Origin of the sequence: Trujillonella endophytica, assembly GCF_900110555.1 — a bacterium.
Classification (GTDB): Bacteria; Actinomycetota; Actinomycetes; order Mycobacteriales; family Geodermatophilaceae; genus Trujillonella; species Trujillonella endophytica.
The window spans coordinates 135,219-152,861 of the sequence record NZ_FOEE01000013.1 but is presented as its reverse complement, the minus strand read 5'-3'; the positions used below and the strand labels follow the sequence as shown (position 1 = coordinate 152,861).

At 75.6% G+C, this 17,643-nt stretch carries 15 protein-coding genes and 1 tRNA gene; 6 read left to right on the top strand and 10 right to left on the bottom strand.

Annotated elements, in window-relative coordinates; translation table 11 throughout:
- Together BMY88_RS18725 and BMY88_RS18720 are read right to left on the bottom strand one after the other, a co-directional pair.
- Positions 1-309: helix-turn-helix domain-containing protein (locus BMY88_RS18725; RefSeq protein WP_139220484.1), on the bottom strand; the 309-nt coding region annotated here is incomplete at its 3' end.
- A gap of 113 nt (positions 310-422) precedes the next feature.
- Positions 423-496 (bottom strand) — tRNA-Ile (locus BMY88_RS18720).
- A 411-nt stretch (positions 497-907) separates the two neighbouring features.
- On the opposite strand from BMY88_RS18720, the gene BMY88_RS18715 reads away from it, so the two are divergent.
- Positions 908-2,122: a M23 family metallopeptidase gene (locus BMY88_RS18715; RefSeq protein WP_091947114.1), complete on the top strand. Its 1,215-nt coding sequence runs from the start codon at positions 908-910 to the stop codon at positions 2,120-2,122.
- Between the two features lie 14 nt (positions 2,123-2,136).
- On the opposite strand, the gene BMY88_RS18710 is transcribed toward BMY88_RS18715, so the two are convergent.
- Positions 2,137-3,048 (bottom strand): maleylpyruvate isomerase N-terminal domain-containing protein, encoded by a 912-nt coding sequence (locus BMY88_RS18710; protein WP_091947111.1) that lies wholly within the window; start codon positions 3,046-3,048, stop codon positions 2,137-2,139.
- Positions 3,049-3,218: 170 nt separating this feature from the next.
- Here BMY88_RS18710 and BMY88_RS18705 point away from each other — a divergent pair, with 170 nt between their 5' ends.
- Positions 3,219-4,319: a GGDEF domain-containing protein gene (locus tag BMY88_RS18705; RefSeq protein WP_091947108.1), complete on the top strand. Its 1,101-nt coding sequence runs from the start codon at positions 3,219-3,221 to the stop codon at positions 4,317-4,319.
- Between the two features lie 321 nt (positions 4,320-4,640).
- Positions 4,641-5,141 (top strand): DUF3145 domain-containing protein, encoded by a 501-nt coding sequence (locus BMY88_RS18700; RefSeq protein WP_091947106.1) that lies wholly within the window; start codon positions 4,641-4,643, stop codon positions 5,139-5,141.
- Between the two features lie 189 nt (positions 5,142-5,330).
- On the opposite strand, the gene BMY88_RS18695 is transcribed toward BMY88_RS18700, so the two are convergent.
- The 6 genes from BMY88_RS18695 to BMY88_RS18670 all read right to left on the bottom strand — a co-directional run bounded on the left by BMY88_RS18695 (position 5,331) and on the right by BMY88_RS18670 (position 11,964).
- Positions 5,331-6,779, bottom strand: a complete 1,449-nt coding sequence (locus BMY88_RS18695; protein WP_091947103.1) for an acyl-CoA carboxylase subunit beta — start codon at positions 6,777-6,779, stop codon at positions 5,331-5,333.
- Positions 6,780-6,838: 59 nt separating this feature from the next.
- Positions 6,839-8,077: a beta-ketoacyl-[acyl-carrier-protein] synthase family protein gene (locus tag BMY88_RS18690; RefSeq protein ID WP_091947100.1), complete on the bottom strand. Its 1,239-nt coding sequence runs from the start codon at positions 8,075-8,077 to the stop codon at positions 6,839-6,841.
- A 49-nt stretch (positions 8,078-8,126) separates the two neighbouring features.
- Complete coding sequence (locus BMY88_RS18685; RefSeq protein WP_091947097.1) at positions 8,127-8,366, bottom strand: acyl carrier protein; 240 nt, start codon at positions 8,364-8,366, stop codon at positions 8,127-8,129.
- Between the two features lie 91 nt (positions 8,367-8,457).
- A complete protein-coding gene (locus BMY88_RS18680) occupies positions 8,458-9,426 on the bottom strand; it encodes a beta-ketoacyl-ACP synthase III (RefSeq protein WP_091947094.1) in 969 nt (322 codons plus the stop codon).
- Positions 9,423-10,634: an acyltransferase domain-containing protein gene (locus tag BMY88_RS18675; RefSeq protein ID WP_244524793.1), complete on the bottom strand. Its 1,212-nt coding sequence runs from the start codon at positions 10,632-10,634 to the stop codon at positions 9,423-9,425. The genes BMY88_RS18680 and BMY88_RS18675 overlap by 4 nt, the downstream gene beginning before the upstream one ends.
- A gap of 151 nt (positions 10,635-10,785) precedes the next feature.
- Positions 10,786-11,964, bottom strand: a complete 1,179-nt coding sequence (locus BMY88_RS18670; protein WP_091947091.1) for a PucR family transcriptional regulator — start codon at positions 11,962-11,964, stop codon at positions 10,786-10,788.
- A gap of 45 nt (positions 11,965-12,009) precedes the next feature.
- On the opposite strand from BMY88_RS18670, the gene BMY88_RS18665 reads away from it, so the two are divergent.
- From BMY88_RS18665 to BMY88_RS18655, 3 genes are read left to right on the top strand one after another with little or no spacing between them, the layout of a single operon-like run.
- Positions 12,010-12,702 carry a phosphatase PAP2 family protein gene (locus BMY88_RS18665; protein ID WP_091947088.1) on the top strand — a complete coding sequence of 231 codons (693 nt, stop codon included), beginning with the start codon at positions 12,010-12,012 and terminating at the stop codon, positions 12,700-12,702.
- The gene (locus tag BMY88_RS18660; protein WP_091947085.1) at positions 12,699-13,208 is read left to right on the top strand and encodes a pirin family protein; all 510 of its coding nucleotides are present in this window, start codon (positions 12,699-12,701) and stop codon (positions 13,206-13,208) included. Before BMY88_RS18665 ends, BMY88_RS18660 begins: the two co-directional genes overlap by 4 nt.
- Before the next feature lie 5 nt (positions 13,209-13,213).
- Entirely contained in the window at positions 13,214-14,488 is a 1,275-nt protein-coding gene (locus BMY88_RS18655; protein WP_091947201.1) for a M20 metallopeptidase family protein, read from the top strand.
- 42 nt (positions 14,489-14,530) lie between these two features.
- Here the strand turns inward: BMY88_RS18655 and aceE are convergent, their stop codons facing one another.
- Positions 14,531-17,344 carry a pyruvate dehydrogenase (acetyl-transferring), homodimeric type gene (gene aceE / locus BMY88_RS18650; RefSeq protein ID WP_211435713.1) on the bottom strand — a complete coding sequence of 938 codons (2,814 nt, stop codon included), beginning with the start codon at positions 17,342-17,344 and terminating at the stop codon, positions 14,531-14,533.
- Positions 17,345-17,643 lie beyond the last annotated feature (299 nt).

Sequence of the window (17,643 nt, the reverse complement as noted above, 5' to 3'; positions counted from 1 at the left end):
CGGCAGCGGCATCACCTTCCCGCGAACCAGTTCCACCACCAGCCGCCGCGGCCCCCACGCCCGGTGCTCCCGCCGCAGCTCCAGCACCGCTGCCTCGACCACCGCCGACATCTGATGCGGACACGACCCCGGCCGGTGCGACCGGTCGGCCAACGCCTCCAGCCCGCCGTCCTCATACCGCCGCAGCCACGCGTGCACCGTCTGCCGGGACACACCCCACTGCTGAGCCACCGAGCTCACGGGATGGCCCTCGGCGATCACCGCCAACACCGCCCGATAGCGCTGCTCCGCCACGCTCAACTCCCTCATCGAGGGAGCGTCAAGGATCAGCCGAAACAGCTGTCAACCATCAACCGCAACACTGTCACGGCTCACCCGAAGCTCCGTGGTCAAGCATCAGGCGAAACAACACACAGGCGGTGTGGGGCGGGTGGGGCTCGAACCCACGACCCAGGGATTATGAGTCCCATGCTCTGACCGGCTGAGCTACCGCCCCGCGCCCGGCGCCGACCGGTCGCGCCGACAGCCTGCCACGCCCCGGGACGCCGGCGGGGCCGGGCCCTGGGAGCCCCCGGGCGGCCGCGGCGGACGTGCCCTTGGTCACTCGCCGGCCGGGTCCGGCCGCCGCCGCGCAGGTCACCCCGCCGCCGTCCGGAGCCCGCGCGGTGCCGTCGTTATCGCCCCGTGACCCACACCCGCAACACAGGTACCGTCGCTCGCGGCTCAGCCGGGCCACGCTCCCCGCTCCCCGGGGACCCCGGCGGGCCCCGCCGATCCGCCCCCGCCACCCGCGGGGGCGTCCGGGACCTGCCGTCCCGGGGTCGCACGTGCTCACGGGGGCAGCGGCACGCGGGAGGGACGACGTCCTTCCCGGCCCGGCGGACCGCAGAAACGGAGAGCCGCCGCTTTGGCGCCCCTGCACCGCCCGCACCGCTCCTCCTCCCGCCCGCGAGGCCTCCGCGCCGTCCTGCTCGCCACGGCCGCGGCCGGAGCCCTGCTCGCCACGTCCGCCGCACCGGCCGCCGCGTCTCCCGCCGACGACGTCGCGGCCGCACGGTCGGCCCAGGAGGCGGTCGCGGCCGAGGTCGCCGCCGTCACCGGCGAGCTCGCTCAGGCCGAGGAGCAGCTGCAGCGGATGACGGTGGAGGCCGAGGCCGCCGCCGACGCGGCGCTCGTCGCCCGGGCCCAGCTCGCCGCCGCGCAGGCCGCCGCGGACGAGGCGGCCGCCCGGCTGGTCGCCGCTCGGGCCGCCGTGGTGGAGGCCGAGCAGGAGGTGGCCGACGTCGGCCGCGAGGCCTACATGAGCGCCGGCGACGTGTACGGCGGCGCCGCAGTGCTGCTGGACGCCGAGAGCCCCGAGGACATGCTGCAGCGCGCGGCCACGCTGGAGGTGCTCGGCGACCAGCGGTCCGACGTTCTCCAGGAGTTCGAGGACGTCGAGGTGGAGGTCGCCGAGGCCGAGGCCGCGGCGCGGGTCGCCGTCACCGAGCAGGACCGGGCCCGGCAGGTGGCCGACGACACGTCGGCCGCCGCCGAGCAGCACCTGGCCGGGGCGCAGGCCCAGTTCGACGAGCTGAGCGCCCGCCGGGCCGACCTGGACGCCCGCCTGCACGCCGCCCAGGTCGAGCTGCTCCGGCTCCAGGGCGTGGCCGACGCCGAGGCCGCCTACGCCGCCCGGGTCGCGGCGGCCGCGCGGCCGGACACCCTCGCGGTCGCCGCGGGGGCGGTCGCCCCGACGACGGGCCGGGTCACCTCCTGCTACGGCAGCCGCTGGGGCACGATGCACAGCGGCGTCGACATCGCCGCGCCGATCGGCACGCCCGTGTTCGCCCCCGCCGGAGGTGTCGTCCTGCAGGCCGGCCCGGCCAGCGGCTTCGGCCTGGCCGTCTACGTGCAGCACGCCGGCGGCGCGATCACCGTCTACGGCCACGTGAACCGGTTCTTCGTCGCCGCCGGCGACGTGGTCACCACCGGCCAGCAGATCGCCGAGGTGGGCAACCGCGGCCAGTCGACCGGGCCCCACCTGCACTTCGAGGTGCACCAGGGCGGGCTCTACGCCAACCGGGTCAACCCGGTGCCGTGGCTGTCGGCGCTCGGGATCTCGCTGGGCGGCGCCTGCTGAGGTCGGTCCCGACCTCAGCGGCGGCCGCGTAGCCGTCCGAGGAGGCCGCCCGCCCCGCCCAGGGTGCGGGCGGCCAGGGCCAGGATCGGGCCCCCCGGGATGCCCGGGGCCGCCGAGACGATCGGCGCCAGCTGCAGCAGCCCGCCGACGTGGTGCACCGTCAGCCTGCGGCGGGCCAGGGCGGTCACCGGGTTCACCCGCCCCGAGGCGGCCTCGAGCAGCAGGTCGGCCGGTGCCTCGACGGCCGCTCCGGCTCGCTCGCCGGGCGCCACGCGGCGCACCGTCCAACCGTCGTCGTCCGACACGAACGCCCAGCCGCCATCGGGGGTGCCGAGCGTGACGCCGCCGGCAATCCCGAGGGACGCCGCCAGTGCGCCCGTCACGTCCGCCAGCGCGGCGAGCCCCGCCTGCAGCACGTCGTCCGGCACCGGCGGCGCGCCCAGGGGCACGAGGTCCAGTCCGTGCACGGCGAGCTCGTAGGCCTGGCCCAGGACGACCGACAGCAGCGGCAGGGTGCCGACGGTGGCCACCGTCGGGGCGGTGTCGAGCTCGACCGGCTCCTCGGCGAGGTAGCGGGCCGTGGCGTCCCGGTTGCGGCGCAGCGCCGCCAGCACCTCCTCGCGCGGGGCGTCGCGGTGGGCCGCCGTCACCCGGGCGTTGGTGCCGTCGACGTCCGGGGGCTCGCCGGCGCCGCCGGCCCGGGCCGACGCGACGAGGTCGGCCAGCGCGGTGTGGTCGGGCCAGCAGCCCAGGTGCACGCAGACCTCCTGGGCGCGCCAGCCGGGCAGTCGCGTGCGCCGGTCGAGGTCGACCGCCTCGGCCTGGCTCAGGAATGCGTCCCAGGCCGCGAGCACCATGGCGCCGACCTCGGCGCGGCCGGCGTCGGCCATCCCGTGCGCGGTGGCGCTGGTCTCGCGTCGGGCCATGGGGGGGCCGTACCCGCCGGCGCGGCCGGCAGGCGTGGCGCTGGTCTCTCACCCGGGGGAGCGAGGCGCCCGTCAAGCCGGGCACGCCGCGCGCCGACCTCGATGGAGTGACACCACCCCCGGGACGGCGGCGCCGGGCCGCTGACGCGCCTCCGCGCGTGCTTCTACGGGTGGGCGCCGCCGTCCGGCGCTCCCTCTACCGGCCGCTGGCCGAGGACGACGGCCGGGTCGCCTACTGGGTCCACCACGTCCGCCTCGGCGTGCTCCTCACCGAGGTCGCGGCGCTGGCCGCGGTCGGGTACGCGCTCTTCACGCCCACCCCGGGCCGCATGCACCCGGTCCTCCTCGCGGCCGCCGCCCTGGCGATCCTCGGGTCGCCCCTGGTCCTCCTGCTCCCGCTGCCGGCGATGATGCGCGACGCCCGGGGGCCGGTGCTCTTCTACGCCTGGAGCGGCGCCACGACCGTGCTCGTCGTCGTGGGCACCCGGATGGACGGCGGCGCCGACAGCGCGCTGATCGTCCTGCTGTTCCTCACCCTCGGCTTCATGTCCGCGGCGTTCCAGCCCGCGGGCGTGGTCGCGATGGGCAGCGTCATGGTCGTCTCCTATCTGGTCGTCGACGTGCTGCCCCAGCCCTCGACGGCGGGCCTGTTCGTCGCGGTCGTCATGGCCGCCTTCACCATGCTGTGCGCGATGGCCTCGGCCAACCAGTGGGAGGCCTACGACCGCCTGACCCTGCTGCTGCGCACGCACGAGACCCTCGCCGCCACCGACCCGCTCACCGGCTGCCTGAACCGGCGCGCCTTCCTCGACCGCCTGCACGCCGCCATCGGCGGGGCGGCGGAGGAGTCGACGGTGGTCTGCCTCGTCGATCTCGACGGCTTCAAGGCCGTCAACGACCGCGACGGCCACGCCGCCGGCGACGCGGTGCTCCGCTCGGTCACCACGGCGCTGGCGGCGGCGGTCCGCGAGACCGACACCGTCGCCCGGCTCGGCGGCGACGAGTTCGCCGTCCTGGCGGCGGTCCCCGAGCCCGGCGACGCGACCCGGCTGGCCGAGCGGATCCGGGAGGGCATCGCCCGGGTGGGCCGCTCCGTGGGCGTGACCGCAAGCGTGGGCCTGACCGTCGTCCGCGCCGGGGACGACGACCACGAGGTGCTGCTGCGGGCCGACCAGGCCATGTACCGCGCCAAGGCCGCCGGGGGGAATCGGATCGGGGGGCCACCGAGCGCGGTCCGGTTCGACGGGGCCTCGGTCGATCACTCAGTGTGACGGCAGCGCCGACCGGCACCACGCGGCGTGTCGCTGCGACGACGCGCCGTGCGCATGCGACGGTGGCGGTCACGCACCCAGCGCGGAGCGGCTGGACCAGGTCGCTTCGCCCGTGCTATGGCCGCTGACCTGCGACGAGTGGTCGCATTCGTCACCAACAGTCACATGTGACCCATCCGCCTCATCCGGGCTGGCGCGACCGGGGTGCGATCGTGCACACTGGTCGACGCACCGCTGAGTTGCCGACCGCGAACACAGCCTGTCACCGAATCGATCGTCCGTTGGGGAAGACGAGACCGATCGAATCGATGGAGGTACCCCGTGCAGCGACGGTCTACCCAGGGTGTCGTCTTCGTGCACGCGTGCCCGAAGGCGCTGTGCCAGCACGTCGAATGGGCGCTCGAGCGCGTCGTCGGCGCGCCGGTTTCCCTGTCGTGGGCCGACCAGCCCGCGGCGCATGGTTCCTACCGTGCCGAGGTGGCCTGGTCCGGTTCTCCCGGAACGGGCGCCAAGCTGGTCGCCGCGCTGCGCGCGTGGCCGATGCTGCGCTTCGAGGTCACCGAGGAAGCCAGCCACGGCAACGACGGCGAGCGCATGTCCTACGTGCCCGGGCACGGGGTCTTCCGCGCGCCGACCAGCGCCAACGGAGACCTCGTCGTCACCGAGCAGCAGCTGCGCCACCTCGCCGCGACGGCGACGTCGGCCGAGGCGTTCCGGCACGGCGTCGACCAGCTGCTGGGGGCCGCCTGGGACGCCGACCTCGAGGTCTACCGCCACGCCGGCGACGGCAGCCCGATCACCTGGCTCCACCAGGTGGTCTGAGCCGCTCCCGAGGGGGAGCGGGTCCGTCGATCACGATGCGGTCGCGACCGGGGACCAGAGCGGCCCGCCGTCGTAACCTGGAACCAGACCGTCCGGGCGTCGTCGGGGAAGCGGCGCCCGGACGGTCAGAACGGCAGGGCCCGGCACCATTCAGGTGCCGGGCCCTTCGTCGTCTCCGGGGTCGAGGCGCTACAGCGGGATGTTGCCGTGGGCCCCGCGGCCCGGGCGCGCGTCGGCCAGCGCGCGGATCAGCCGGCGCCGGGTGTGGGTCGGCTCGACCACCTCGTCGACCACGCCGATCTCCAGCGCGCGGTTGACCCCGCCGGCGATCCGCTCGTGCTCCTCGGCGAGCTGGGCGTGCAGGGCCTCGCGCTCGGCGGGCGGCACGGCGGCCAGCTTCTTGCGGTGCAGGATGCCCACGGCCGCCTTGGCGCCCATGACGGCGACCTCGGCGCCGGGCCAGGCGAACACCGCGGTCGCGCCCAGCGAGCGGGAGTTCATCGCGATGTAGGCGCCGCCGTAGGACTTGCGGGTCACCAGCGTCACCCGCGGTACGACGGCCTCGGCGAAGGCGTGCAGCAGCTTGGCCCCGCGGCGCACCACGCCGTCCCACTCCTGGCCCACCCCGGGCAGGTAGCCCGGCACGTCGACCAGCACGACCAGCGGCACCCCGAAGGCGTCGCACATCCGCACGAACCGGGCGGCCTTCTCCGCCGACGCCGAGTCCAGGCAGCCCCCGAGCCGCAGCGGGTTGTTGGCGATCACGCCGACGGTCCGCCCGGCGAGCCGGCCGAGCACGGTCACGACGTTCGGGGCCCACCGCGGGTGCATCTCCAGGCCCGGCTCGTCGAGGACGGCCGACACCACCGGCTTCACGTCGTAGGCCCGCTGCCGCTGCTCGGGCAGCAGGGCACCCACGTCGTCGTCGGGCTCGTCGTCGGCGGCGGCGAAGGTGCCCTGGGCGGCCAGCAGGTCGACGGCGCGGCGCGCGGTCTCCAGCGCGGCCGGCTCGGTGTCGGTGACGACGTGGACGACGCCGCTGCGCCGCCCGTGGGTGTCGGGGCCGCCGAGGGTCTCCTGGTCGACGTCCTCCCCGGTGACCGAGCGGACGACGTCCGGGCCGGTCACGAACACCCGGCCGGCCGGGCCCATGATCACCAGGTCGGTGAGCGCGGGACCGTAGGCGGCGCCGCCGGCCGCGGGGCCGAGCACCACCGAGATCTGCGGGATCCGCCCCGACGCCCGGACCATGGCCGCGAACACCTCGCCGACGGCGTGCAGCGCGGTGACGCCCTCGGCCAGCCGCGCGCCGCCGGAGTGCCAGATGCCGACGACCGGCACCCGTTCGCGCAGGGCGGCGTCGATCGCGTCCACGATGTGCCGGCACCCGTCCAGCCCCATCGCGCCGCCCATCACGGTCGCGTCGGTGCAGAAGGCGATCGCCGGGCTGCCGGCCACCGTGCCCCGGGCGGCCATCGCCCCGGACGTGTCGCGGGCGGCCAGCAGCGCCATCGACCCCGGGTCGAAGAACCGCGAGAGCCGGTCCTCCGGGTCGCGCGGGTCGGGGGCGGGCAGGGCGGGTGCGGCCGAGAGCGTCGTCACGGGGTCTCCCAGATCGTCGTCATTCGAGCCGGTCATGGGCCCACTGCAGGGGCCCGCCACGGGGGTGGGAGTGGCGGGGACAGCGGGGTCCTTCCTCAGGCGGTGGTGAACACCAGGGCGATGTTGTGGCCGCCGAAGCCGAAGGAGTCGTTGACCGCGGCGGAGAAGGAGGCGCGTCGCGGCTCGCGACGCACGATGTCGAGGGCCTGGACGGCCGCGTCGTCGTCCGGGTCGTCGAGGTTGGCGGTGGCCGGCACGATCTGGTCCCGCAGCGCGAGGATCGTGAAGACCGCCTCCAGGGCGCCGGCGGCACCCAGCAGGTGGCCGGTCTGGCTCTTGGTGGCCGTGACCAGCACGTGCTCGCCGAGGGCGCCGCGGATGGCGGCGGCCTCGGCGGTGTCGCCCACCGGGGTGGACGTGGCGTGCGCGTTGACGTGCCCGACGTCGGCCTGGGTGAGCCCGGCGTCGCGCAGGGCCGCCCGGATCGCGCGCCCGGCGCCCTCGCCCTCGGGGTGCGGGGCGACGAGGTCGTAGCCGTCGGCGGTGGCGCCCGCGCCGGCGAGCCGGGCGTGGATCGTGGCGCCGCGGGCCCGGGCGGCGTCGCCGCGTTCGAGCACCAGCGCCGCCGCGCCCTCGCCGAGGACGAACCCGTCGCGGCCCTTGTCGAACGGCCGGGAGGCCCGCTCGGGCTCGTCGTTGCGGGTGGACATCGCCCGCATCGCGGCGAACCCGGCCATCGGCAGCGGGTGCACGCAGGCCTCCGCGCCGCCGACGAGGACGACGTCGGCGCGGTCGAAGCGGATGAGGTCCAGGCCCCAGCGGATCGCCTCGGCGCCGGACGCGCAGGCGCTCACCGGCGCGTGGACACCGCCCTTGGCGCCCACGGCCAGCCCCACCGCGGCGGCCGGGCCGTTGGGCATGAGCATCGGGATGGTGAAGGGCGAGACCTTCTTGGGGCCCTTCTCCTCCAGGACGTCGTCCTGGCCGAGCAGGGTCAGCGCCCCGCCGATCCCGGTGCCGATGACGACCGCGATCCGCTCGGGGTCCACCCCGGCGTCGGCGGCGCCCGAGGAGCGCCAGGCCTCCTCCGCGGCGACGACGGCGGCCTGCTGGCTGCGGTCGAGCCGGCGGGCGCGGACGCGGTCCAGCTTCTCGGCCGGGTCCACCGCCATCCGGGCGACGAGCTGGGCGGGGAACTCCGCCACCCAGTCGTCGGTGATGCGGCTGATCCCCGACCGCCCGGCGAGCAGTGCCTCCCAGGTGCTGGCGACGTCCCCACCGAGCGGCGTGGTGGCGCCGAGGCCGGTGACGACGACGTCGTCGTTGGTGCTCATGGACGGGTCCTCCTGGGAGCGTGCGGGTGCGGGCGGTCGGGGATCCGGCTCAGCCGCGGTTCTTCTGGATGAAGGTGATCGCGTCGCCGACCGTCTTGATGTTGGCCAGCTCGTCGTCGGGGATCGCGACACCGAACTTGTTCTCGACCTCCGTGGCGATCTCGACCATCGACAGCGAGTCGACGTCGAGGTCCTCGGTGAACGACTTCTCGGGGGTGGCGTCGGCGGGGGAGACCCCGGCGACCTCCTCCAGGATCTCGGCAAGACCAGCCTGGATGTCCTCGCTCACGCTGAGGTCCTCTCTCTCGTTCGTTCGTTGCCCGGCGCTCGGGTTCCCGGCGCCGGCCCGGTGGTCCGGGGGTCTGTGTGGGGCGGTCGGCTCACGGGAGGCGCAGCACCTGGCCGGCGAAGGTCAGCCCGGCGCCGTAGCCGAGCACCAGGGCCAGGTCGCCGCTCTTGGCCTCGCCGGACTCCAGCAGCGCCGACAGGGCCAGCGGGATGGACGCCGCCGAGGTGTTGCCGGAGGTGACGATGTCCCGCGCGACGACGGTGCGCTCGGGGAAGCCGAGCCGCTTGTGCATCGACTCGATGATCCGCAGGTTCGCCTGGTGCGGGGCGAAGACGTCGATGTCGGCCGGCGTGACCCCCGCGGCGGCCATCGCCTCCTCCAGCGTCGCCGTCAGCTTCGTCGTCGCCCAGCGGTAGACGGCCTGCCCGGCCATGGCGATCGCGCGGCCGTCGCCCACGATCTCGATGGCCGAGTACTGGTCCCCGTCGCTGCCCCACGCGACCGGGCCGATGCCGGGATCGTCGCTGGGCCCGACCACGGCGGCGCCGGCCCCGTCGGCGAAGATCACCGCCGTGGACCGGTCGCCCCGGTCGATCACGTCGGTGAGCCGCTCGGCGCCGACGACCAGCACGTTGCGCGCGGAGCCGGTGCGGATGGCGCTGCCGGCCATCTCCAGCGCGTAGCAGAAGCCGGCGCAGCCGGCGTTGAGGTCGAACGCCCCGGGGCGCGGGATGCCCAGCCGGTGCGCGACCTGCGGTCCGATGCCGGGGATCGGCTCCTTGAGGCTGGCGCTGGCCAGGATCACCAGGTCGATCTCGTCGGGGGCCAGGCCGCCGGCGGCCAGCGCCTTGCCGCCCGCGGCGACGGCCATCTCGACGAGCGTCTCGTCCTCGGAGGCCCAGCGGCGCTCGGCGATGCCGACGCGGCTCTGGATCCACTCGTCGTTGGTCTCCATGGACTGCGACAGCTCGTCGTTCGTGACCCGGCGCCGCGGCCGGTAGCCGCCGAAGCCGAGGATCCGCGCCCCCGGCGCGCCGGTCCTGAGCTGGATGCTGCTCACGAGGAGACCTCCGGGTAGAGACGGGCGATCGGGTCACCGGCGTCGACGAGGTCGCCGTCGTGCACCAGCCACTCGGCCAGGACGCCGGCGTAGCCCGCGGACACCCCGACCTCCTCGCGGCGGCTGCGGATGCAGCCCAGTGGCGCGCCGGCCGGCACGAGCGTGCCCTCGGCGATCTCCGCCGGCGCCACCGTGCCCCGGGCGGGGGCGACGACGACCCGCCAGTCGGGGGAGTGCTGTGCCTCGGCACGGCCGCGCTCGGCGGCGATGAGCTCGCGCGCGCGGTCGAGGTCGCCCGGCCCGCTCACGGTGAGCACCTCGATGCCGGTGCCCTTCCACTCCCGCTTCGCCAGGCCCGCCAGGGCCCCGGCGGGCGGGAGCTCGATGGCGGCGGTGACGCCGAGGCCGCGCATCGTGGCCAGGCAGGCGTCGAAGTGCACCGGGCTGGTGACCTGGCTGACCAGGCGGGCGAGGGTCTCGGCACCGGTGGGGACGGCGGCGCCGTCGGCGTTGCTCAGCAGCAGCCGGCTCGGCTCGGCCGGGCTGAGCCCGCCCACGAGGCCCTCCAGCTGCTCCCGGGCCGGGGCCATGTAGGCGGTGTGGAAGGCGCCGGCCACCGACAGCGGCAGCACCCGCGCCTTGGCGGGCGGTGCCTCCTTGAGCGCGGCGAGGCCCTCCAGCGGGCCGGCGACCACGGTCTGCCCGCCGCCGTTGAGGTTGGCGGCCACCAGGCCGTGCCGCTCCAGGGCGGCGGCGAGCTCCTCGGGATCGCCGCCCAGGACGGCGGACATGCCGGTCGGGGTGAGCGCGCACGCGGCGGCCATCGCCCGCCCGCGGACGGCGGTCAGCGCGATCGCGGCCTCGATGCTCAGGACGCCGGCCAGGGCGGCCGCGGTCAGCTCGCCGACGCTGTGCCCGGCGATGACGACGTCCCGCCCGGTGTGCGGCGTGTGCTGGACCGGGCCCGGCAGGCCCCCGAGCTCGCGGGCGACGAACAGGCTCATCGCCACGACCAGCGGCTGGGTGACCGCCGTGTCCTTGATCGCCTCCGCGTCCCCGGTCGTGCCCAGGGTGAGGAGGTCGGCGCCGGCGATGGCGCCGGCCCAGCGGAAGAAGGACTCGGCACCGGGGAGCTCGAGCCAGTCGGTCAGCATCCCGGGCTTCTGCGCACCCTGTCCGGGGGCGAGGACGGCCAGCACGTCGTCCACCGTGCCAGGCGGGAGCGCCGTCCACGGATGGGGAGCGGCACGAAAGGACACGGGTGATCTTTGGAGGGTTCCTCCAAAGAGAGCGCGGCGACAGGCCCCGGCGCGCGCAGCAGAGTGGTGGAGAGCACACTGCGGCCGGGGTGGGTGGCCGCTACTGCCAGAGGGAGCGCTCGCCGCCGAGCCGGGAGAGGGCCAGCGCCACCTGCAGGGTCCAGCCGCCGCGGGGGTCGGTGGCCCAGAAGCCGGTGAGCTCCGCTGCCCGCTTCAGGCGGTAGCGGACCGTGTTCGGGTGGACGAACAGTGCGCGGGCGCTGGCCTCGAGGTTGCCGCCGCTGGCGAGCACCGCGCCGACGGTCTCCAGCAGCTCGCCACCGGCCGCCTGCAGGGTCAGCGCGACCCGCTCCTCCAGCGCCAGGCGGGCCAGCGGGTCGCCGTCCAGGGCGCGCTCGGGCAGTAGCGCGTCGGCGGCCACGGGGCGGGGGGCGCCGGGCCAGGCCGGCGCGGCGCGCAGCCCGGCCAGCGCGGCGGCGGCCGACTCGGGCGCCCGGGCCAGCCCCTCCACCACTGGCCCGACGACCACCGGCCCCGGGCCGAACTCCTCGGCGACCCGGTCGGCGGCCGTCCCCAGGTCCTCGGCGCCGCCCAGCACGACGACGAGCTGCTCGGCGTGCACCCCGACGAGCGCCTCGCTGCGCATCGTGCGGGCGGCCCGGCGCGCCGCCCCGTGCGCGTCCCGGTCGGAGGGGGCGGCGCCGACCAGCACCGTGACCGGCGTCGCCACCGCCCAGCCGAGCGCGGCCGCGCGGCCGGGCAGCTCCTCCGAGCGTTCCCCGCGGACCAGGGCGTCGACCACCAGGGCCTCCAGCCGGGCGTCCCAGGCGCCGCGGTCCTCGGCGAAGGTCGCGTACACGTGCGCGGTGGCGAAGGCGACCTCGCGGCTGAACACCAGCACGGCCAGGCGCAGGGTGTCGGCGTCGCCGGGCTCGGCCACCTCGCGCACGTGGTCGTCGAGCACCTCGACGACGACCTTCACCAGGTCGACCGTCTGCTTGAGCGGCACCGCCCGCACCAGCTCCCGCGGAGCGGCCCCGAACACCTCGCCGGTCAACCGCGGCGGCCGGTCGGGGTTGCGGCACCACTCGACCAGCGACGCGATGCCGGCCTGCGCCACGAGCATCACCCAGGACCGCTGGTCGGCCGGCATGGTGCGGAACCAGGAGAGCTGCTCGTCCATCCGGGCAACGGCCTGCGTGGCGATGGCGCCGGAGGCGCGCTCCAGCCGGTGCAGGGTGCCGGCCGAGGGCCCGGGGGCGCCGGCGCGGTCGTCCACGCCGGTCAGCGTGTCACGCCGACGGCGGTCGGGGAGAGTGGGGCGGTGGAACTACTCGCTGCCGGCGTCCCCCCGCGGACCCGCCGCCGGACGCTCGCCGCGGTCGCCGCCGCCGTCGCGGTGCTCGTCGCGCTGGGCGCGGGCGTGCTCGTCGACGTCGACCCGCAGATCCGCCTCGACGGCGCGGTCAGCCGGGCGCTGTACGCCGGGGACGACCGGTCGGGTGCGCAGGACGCGGCTCTGGAGGTGCTGACCTCGCCGGGCACGGTGTGGTTCCGCGTGCTGGCCTACCTCCCGGTGCTGCTCTGGCTGGGGCTGGGCCGCCGGTGGCGGACGCTGACCTGGGTGCTCGTCGCCGTCGTCCTCGTCAGCCCGCTGACCACCGGGCTCAAGGAACTCGTCGGGCGGGCCCGGCCGGCCTTCGAGGGCGGGGGCCTGGAGTACGGCAGCCTCAGCTTCCCGAGCGGGCACTCCTCGGGCGTGGCGACGCTGGTGACGGTGGCCCTGGTGCTCGCCTGGCCGCGGCTGGCCCCGCTCGGGCGCCGCGCCGCGACCGCCGCCGGGATCGCGCTCGTCGCGCTGGTCGGGACCACCCGCCTGTGGCTGGGCGTGCACTTCCTCTCCGACGTCCTGGGCGGCTGGGCCCTCGGGATCGCCTGGGCCCTGGGGATCGCCCTGCTGCTGGGCGGCCTGCCCGGCGGGCCCGCCGCACTCACGCCCCGGGAGGGCCGCTCGTGACCTCGCTCGACTCGCGCGTGCTGCTGGAGAACACCGACGGATCGCTCGGGCCGCTGCTGCGGATCGCCGACGACCGGCTCGGCCCGGGGACGCGGTACGGCCTGCACGAGCACCGGGCCGTCGACGTCGTCGCCGTCGTCCTCGCCGGCTCCCTGCGGCACTGCTGGGACGGCGGGGCGGAGGTGGCCGCGGGGGACGTCGCCGTCCTGCGCGCGGGCACCGGCCTGGAGCACGACGAGATCGCCGGGGACGACGGCGCGCGGGTGCTCCAGTGCTACCTCCGGACGGCGGCGCCCGGGGCGGCGCCGGCGCACGAGGTCGTCGCGGCCGCCGCGGGCTGGGTGGACCTCGGCCGGGCCGACGCTCGCCTGTGGCTGGGGACCGGCCCGGCGCCCGAGGGCCTGCGGCTGGCCGTCGGCCCCGAGCCCGCGGTGGTGGACGGGGCGGACGGCGGCCCGGTCGTCGTCTGGCGGCTGGATAGCGGCCGCCCCTCGTGGGCAAGGTGACGGGCATGCCCATGGAACCGGCTCCCTCGCAGGGGCCCGACGCGAGCTCGCCGGCGGTGGGGGGCGAGGGGATCCTCCGAGCGAGGGCCGCCGACCTGCTCGCCGCGGCCGAGGCCGACGCCGACCGCACCGTCGACCTGCGCCGCCGCCTGCACCGCCGGCCCGAGATCGGCCTGCACCTGCCCGGGACCCAGGCGACCGTGCTGGAGGCGTTCGCGCAGCTGCCGGTCGAGCTCACCACCGGCCGCACCACCACCTCGGTGGTCGGGGTGCTGCGCGGTGCGCGGCCCGGGCCGACGTACCTGCTGCGCGGGGACATGGACGCCCTGCCCGTGCACGAGGACACCGGGCTGCCGTTCGCCTCGGAGGTGCCCGGCGTGATGCACGCCTGCGGGCACGACACGCACGTGGCGATGCTGCTGGGGGCGGCGCGGCTGCTGGCCGAGCGGCGCGACGAGATCGCCGGCCAGGTCGTGTTCATGCTGCAGCCGGGGGAGGAGGGGTTCCACGGCGCGCGGTTCATGCTCGAGGAGGGGCTGCTCGACGTCGTCCCGGAGGCGCCGGTGACCGGCGCGTTCGCGCTGCACTCCTCGTCCACGCTCGACAGCGGCACGGTGCACGTGCGGCCGGGGCCGATCATGGCGGCGGCCGACCAGTGGCGGCTGACGCTGCACGGCCGCGGCGGGCACGCCTCCGAGCCCGCCCGCACCCGGGACCCCATCCCGGTGGCCGCCGAGATCGTGCTGGCGCTGCAGTCGATGGTGACCCGCCGGGTGCCCGTGACCGACCCCGCCGTCGTCACCGTCGCGCACATCGCCGCCGGGTCGACGAACAACGTGATCCCCGACCTCGCGTTCCTGGAGGGGACGATCCGCACCCTCTCGGCCGGCCGCCGGGCCGACGTCGTCGCGTCCGTGCGCCGGGTGGCCGAGCTCGTGGCCGCCGCGCACGACATGCCGGCGGAGTTCGTGCACGAGCCCGGCTACCCGGTGACCGCCAACGACCCCGGCGTCGCCGCGCGGGTCAGCGCCACCGCCGCCGAGCTGCTCGGGCCGGACGCGGTGCCGCCCCTGGCCGAGCCGTTCATGGGGGCCGAGGACTTCTCCTACGTGCTGGAGCGGGTGCCCGGGGCGATGGCCTGGATCGGCGCGCGGCCGGCCGGCGTCGACCCCGACGAGGCGCCGCCCAACCACTCGAACCTGGCGGTGTTCGACGAGGCGCCGCTGCCGGCCGGCGCCGCCCTGTACGCCGCGATGGCCCTGCGCGCGCTGGCCCCCTGACGGAGGGTGGGAGCGCAGGAAACCTGCGCTCCCACCCTCCGCTCAGGTCGCGGGACTGGGGTCGCTGCGCTCCTCCGCGGGGGCGGCCTGGACGTCGCGGACCTGGTACTTCTCCACCGCCTGGCGGACGACGGCGTCGTCCACCTCGCCGCGGCGGGCCAGCGACGCCAGCGTGCGGACGACGATCGACTCGGCGTCCACGTGGAAGTGCCGGCGCAGCGCCGGGCGGGTGTCGGAGAGCCCGAACCCGTCGGTGCCCAGGGTCGCCATGCCGCCGGGGACGTAGGGCGCGATGAGGTCGGGGACGGCCTTCATCCAGTCCGACACCGCCACGACCGGGCCCGGCGCGTCCTGCAGCTGCTGCGTCACGTACGGCACCCGCACCTCCTCGCCGGGGTTCAGGAGGTTCCACTCCTCGCACTCGTCGGCCTGGCGGCGCAGCTCGTTCCAGGAGGTCACCGACCACACGTCGGCCGACACTCCCCAGTCCTCGCGCAACAGTTCCTGCGCCCGCAGCGCCCACGGGACGGCGACGCCGGAGGCCAGCACCTGCGCCTTCGGACCGTCCCCGGCCCCGGGGGCGTACCGGTACATGCCCGCCAGCAGGCCCCGCACGTCGAGACCCTCGGGCTCGGCGGGCTGCACGAAGGGCTCGTTGTAGACCGTCAGGTAGTACATGACGTCCGGCGAGCGGTGCCCGCCCAGCGGCGCGCCCGGGTCCTCCCCGTACATCCGCTGCAGGGCGTCCCGGGTGATGTGCGCGACCTCGTAGGAGAACGCCGGGTCGTAGGAGACGACCGCCGGGTTGGTCTGCGCCAGCAGCAGCGAGTGTCCGTCCTCGTGCTGCAGGCCCTCGCCGTTGAGCGTGGTGCGCCCGGCGGTGGCGCCGAGCACGAAGCCGCGGGCCATCTGGTCGGCTGCCGCCCAGAACCCGTCGCCGGTCCGCTGGAACCCGAACATCGAGTAGAAGATGTAGATCGGGATCATCGGCTCGCCGTGCGTGGCGTACGAGCTGCCGACCGCGGTGAACGACGCCGTGGAGCCGGCCTCGTTGATCCCCTCGTGCAGGATCACGCCCTGCTCGGACTCCTTGTAGGCCAGCATCAGCTCGCGGTCGACCGAGGTGTACCGCTGCCCGGCCGGGTTGTAGATCTTGTGCGAGGAGAAGAGCGAGTCCAGGCCGAAGGTGCGCGCCTCGTCCGGGATGATCGGCACGAAGCGGGGCCCGAGCTCGGGGTCCTTGAGCAGCTCCTTGAGCAGCCGCACGAACGCCATCGTCGTCGCGACCTCCTGCTTGCCGGAGCCGCGGCGCAGCACGTCGAGGGCCTTCTCCTCGGGCGCCTTGAGCGACTTGAACTCCGACCGGCGCCGCGGCACCGCTCCGCCCAGGGCCCGCCGCCGCTCGAGCATGTACTGCATCTCGTCGGAGTCCGGGTCGGGCTTGTAGTAGGGCGGCAGGGTCTTGTCCAGCGCCTCGTCCGGGATCGGCAGGTAGAGACGGTCGCGGAAGCCGGCCAGGTCCTCGGCGGTCAGCTTCTTCATCTGGTGGGTGGAGTTGCGGCCCTCGAAGTGGCTGCCCAGCGTCCAGCCCTTGATGGTCTTGGCGAGGATGACCGTCGGCTGGCCCTTGTGCTCGACCGCGGCCTTGAACGCCGCGAAGACCTTGCGGTAGTCGTGCCCGCCGCGGGAGAGGTCCCAGACCTCCTTGTCGCTCATGCTCTCCACGAGCTTGCGGGTGCGCGGGTCCCGGCCGAAGAAGTGCTCGCGCACGAAGGCGCCGTCCTCGGCCTTGTAGGTCTGGTAGTCGCCGTCGGGGGTCTGGTTCATCAGGTTGACCAGGGCGCCGTCGCGGTCGGCGGCCAGCAGCGGGTCCCACTCGCGGCCCCAGATCACCTTGATCACGTTCCAGCCGGCGCCCCGGAAGAACGACTCGAGCTCCTGGATGACCTTGCCGTTGCCGCGGACCGGGCCGTCGAGGCGCTGAAGGTTGCAGTTGACGACGAAGGTGAGGTTGTCGAGCTCTTCGCGGGCGGCCAGACCGATCGCGCCCAGCGACTCCGGCTCGTCCATCTCGCCGTCGCCGAGGAAGGCCCACACGTGCTGGTCGGAGGTGTCCTTGACGCCGCGGGCGTGCAGGTAGCGGTTGAACCGCGCCTGGTAGATCGCGTTGAGCGGGCCGAGGCCCATCGAGACCGTGGGGAACTCCCAGAAGTCCGACATCAGCCGCGGGTGGGGGTAGGACGACAGGCCGCCGCCGGGGTGGCTGACCTCCTGGCGGAAGCCGTCGAGCTGCTGCTCGCTGAGCCGCCCCTCGAGGAAGGCGCGGGCGTAGATGCCGGGGGAGGCGTGCCCCTGGAACCAGATCTGGTCGCCGCCGCCGGGGTGGTCCTTGCCGCGGAAGAAGTGGTTGAAGCCCACCTCGTAGAGGGAGGCGGACGAGGCGTAGGAGGAGATGTGGCCGCCCACGCCGATCCCCGGGCGCTGCGCACGGTGCACCATGATCGCGGCGTTCCAGCGGATGTAGGCGCGGATGCGCCGCTCCACGTGCTCGTCACCGGGGAACCAGGGCTCGCGCTCCGGCGGGATCGAGTTGATGTAGTCGGTGCTGCGCAGGGCCGGGACGCCGACCTGCTGCTCGCGGCTGCGTTCCAGCATCCGGAGCATCAGGTAGCGGGCCCTGCCGCGGCCGGCGTGGCCCACGACGGCGTCGAGGGACTCCAGCCACTCCTGTGTCTCGTCGGGGTCGGTGTCGACCAGCTGGCTGGGGAGCCCGTCGGTGATGACCGCGCGGGCGCTGCCGGGGGTGGGACCTGCATCGCGGGCGGGGTCGCCGCCCGACTGCTGCGGAGCGCTCATGCCCCCATCCTCCCGCTGCACGCCCGTCCCCGTCACGCACGCGCCCACCTGTCGGGACGTCGCCGTGTCGGCGAGGCGCCCCCGCGGAGCGCTTGCGCCTGACCAGGCATGCCCTACGCTTCCGCCCACGTGGCCCCACAATCGGGTCCACGGCCGACCAGGGCGACGAGGGGTGACATGACCAGGCAGCGGGTGTGCGTCCCGCCGGTCGTGTCCGTCCCGCGCCCCGCGGCCACCGGGCGCGCCGCCGGAGCGCGGCCCGCCCCCCGTATCCCGGTCCCGTCCGCCCGTTCGTGGGC

Coding starts and splice junctions, on each gene's coding strand:
- BMY88_RS18710 (WP_091947111.1), bottom strand. CDS start 3,048: ATGGCCCGACGCGAGACCAGCGCCACCGCGCACGGGATGGCCGACGCC.
- BMY88_RS18695 (WP_091947103.1), bottom strand. CDS start 6,779: ATGACCGGCTCGAATGACGACGATCTGGGAGACCCCGTGACGACGCTC.
- BMY88_RS18690 (WP_091947100.1), bottom strand. CDS start 8,077: ATGAGCACCAACGACGACGTCGTCGTCACCGGCCTCGGCGCCACCACG.
- BMY88_RS18655 (WP_091947201.1), top strand. CDS start 13,214: ATGCCCATGGAACCGGCTCCCTCGCAGGGGCCCGACGCGAGCTCGCCG.
- aceE (WP_211435713.1), bottom strand. CDS start 17,344: ATGAGCGCTCCGCAGCAGTCGGGCGGCGACCCCGCCCGCGATGCAGGT.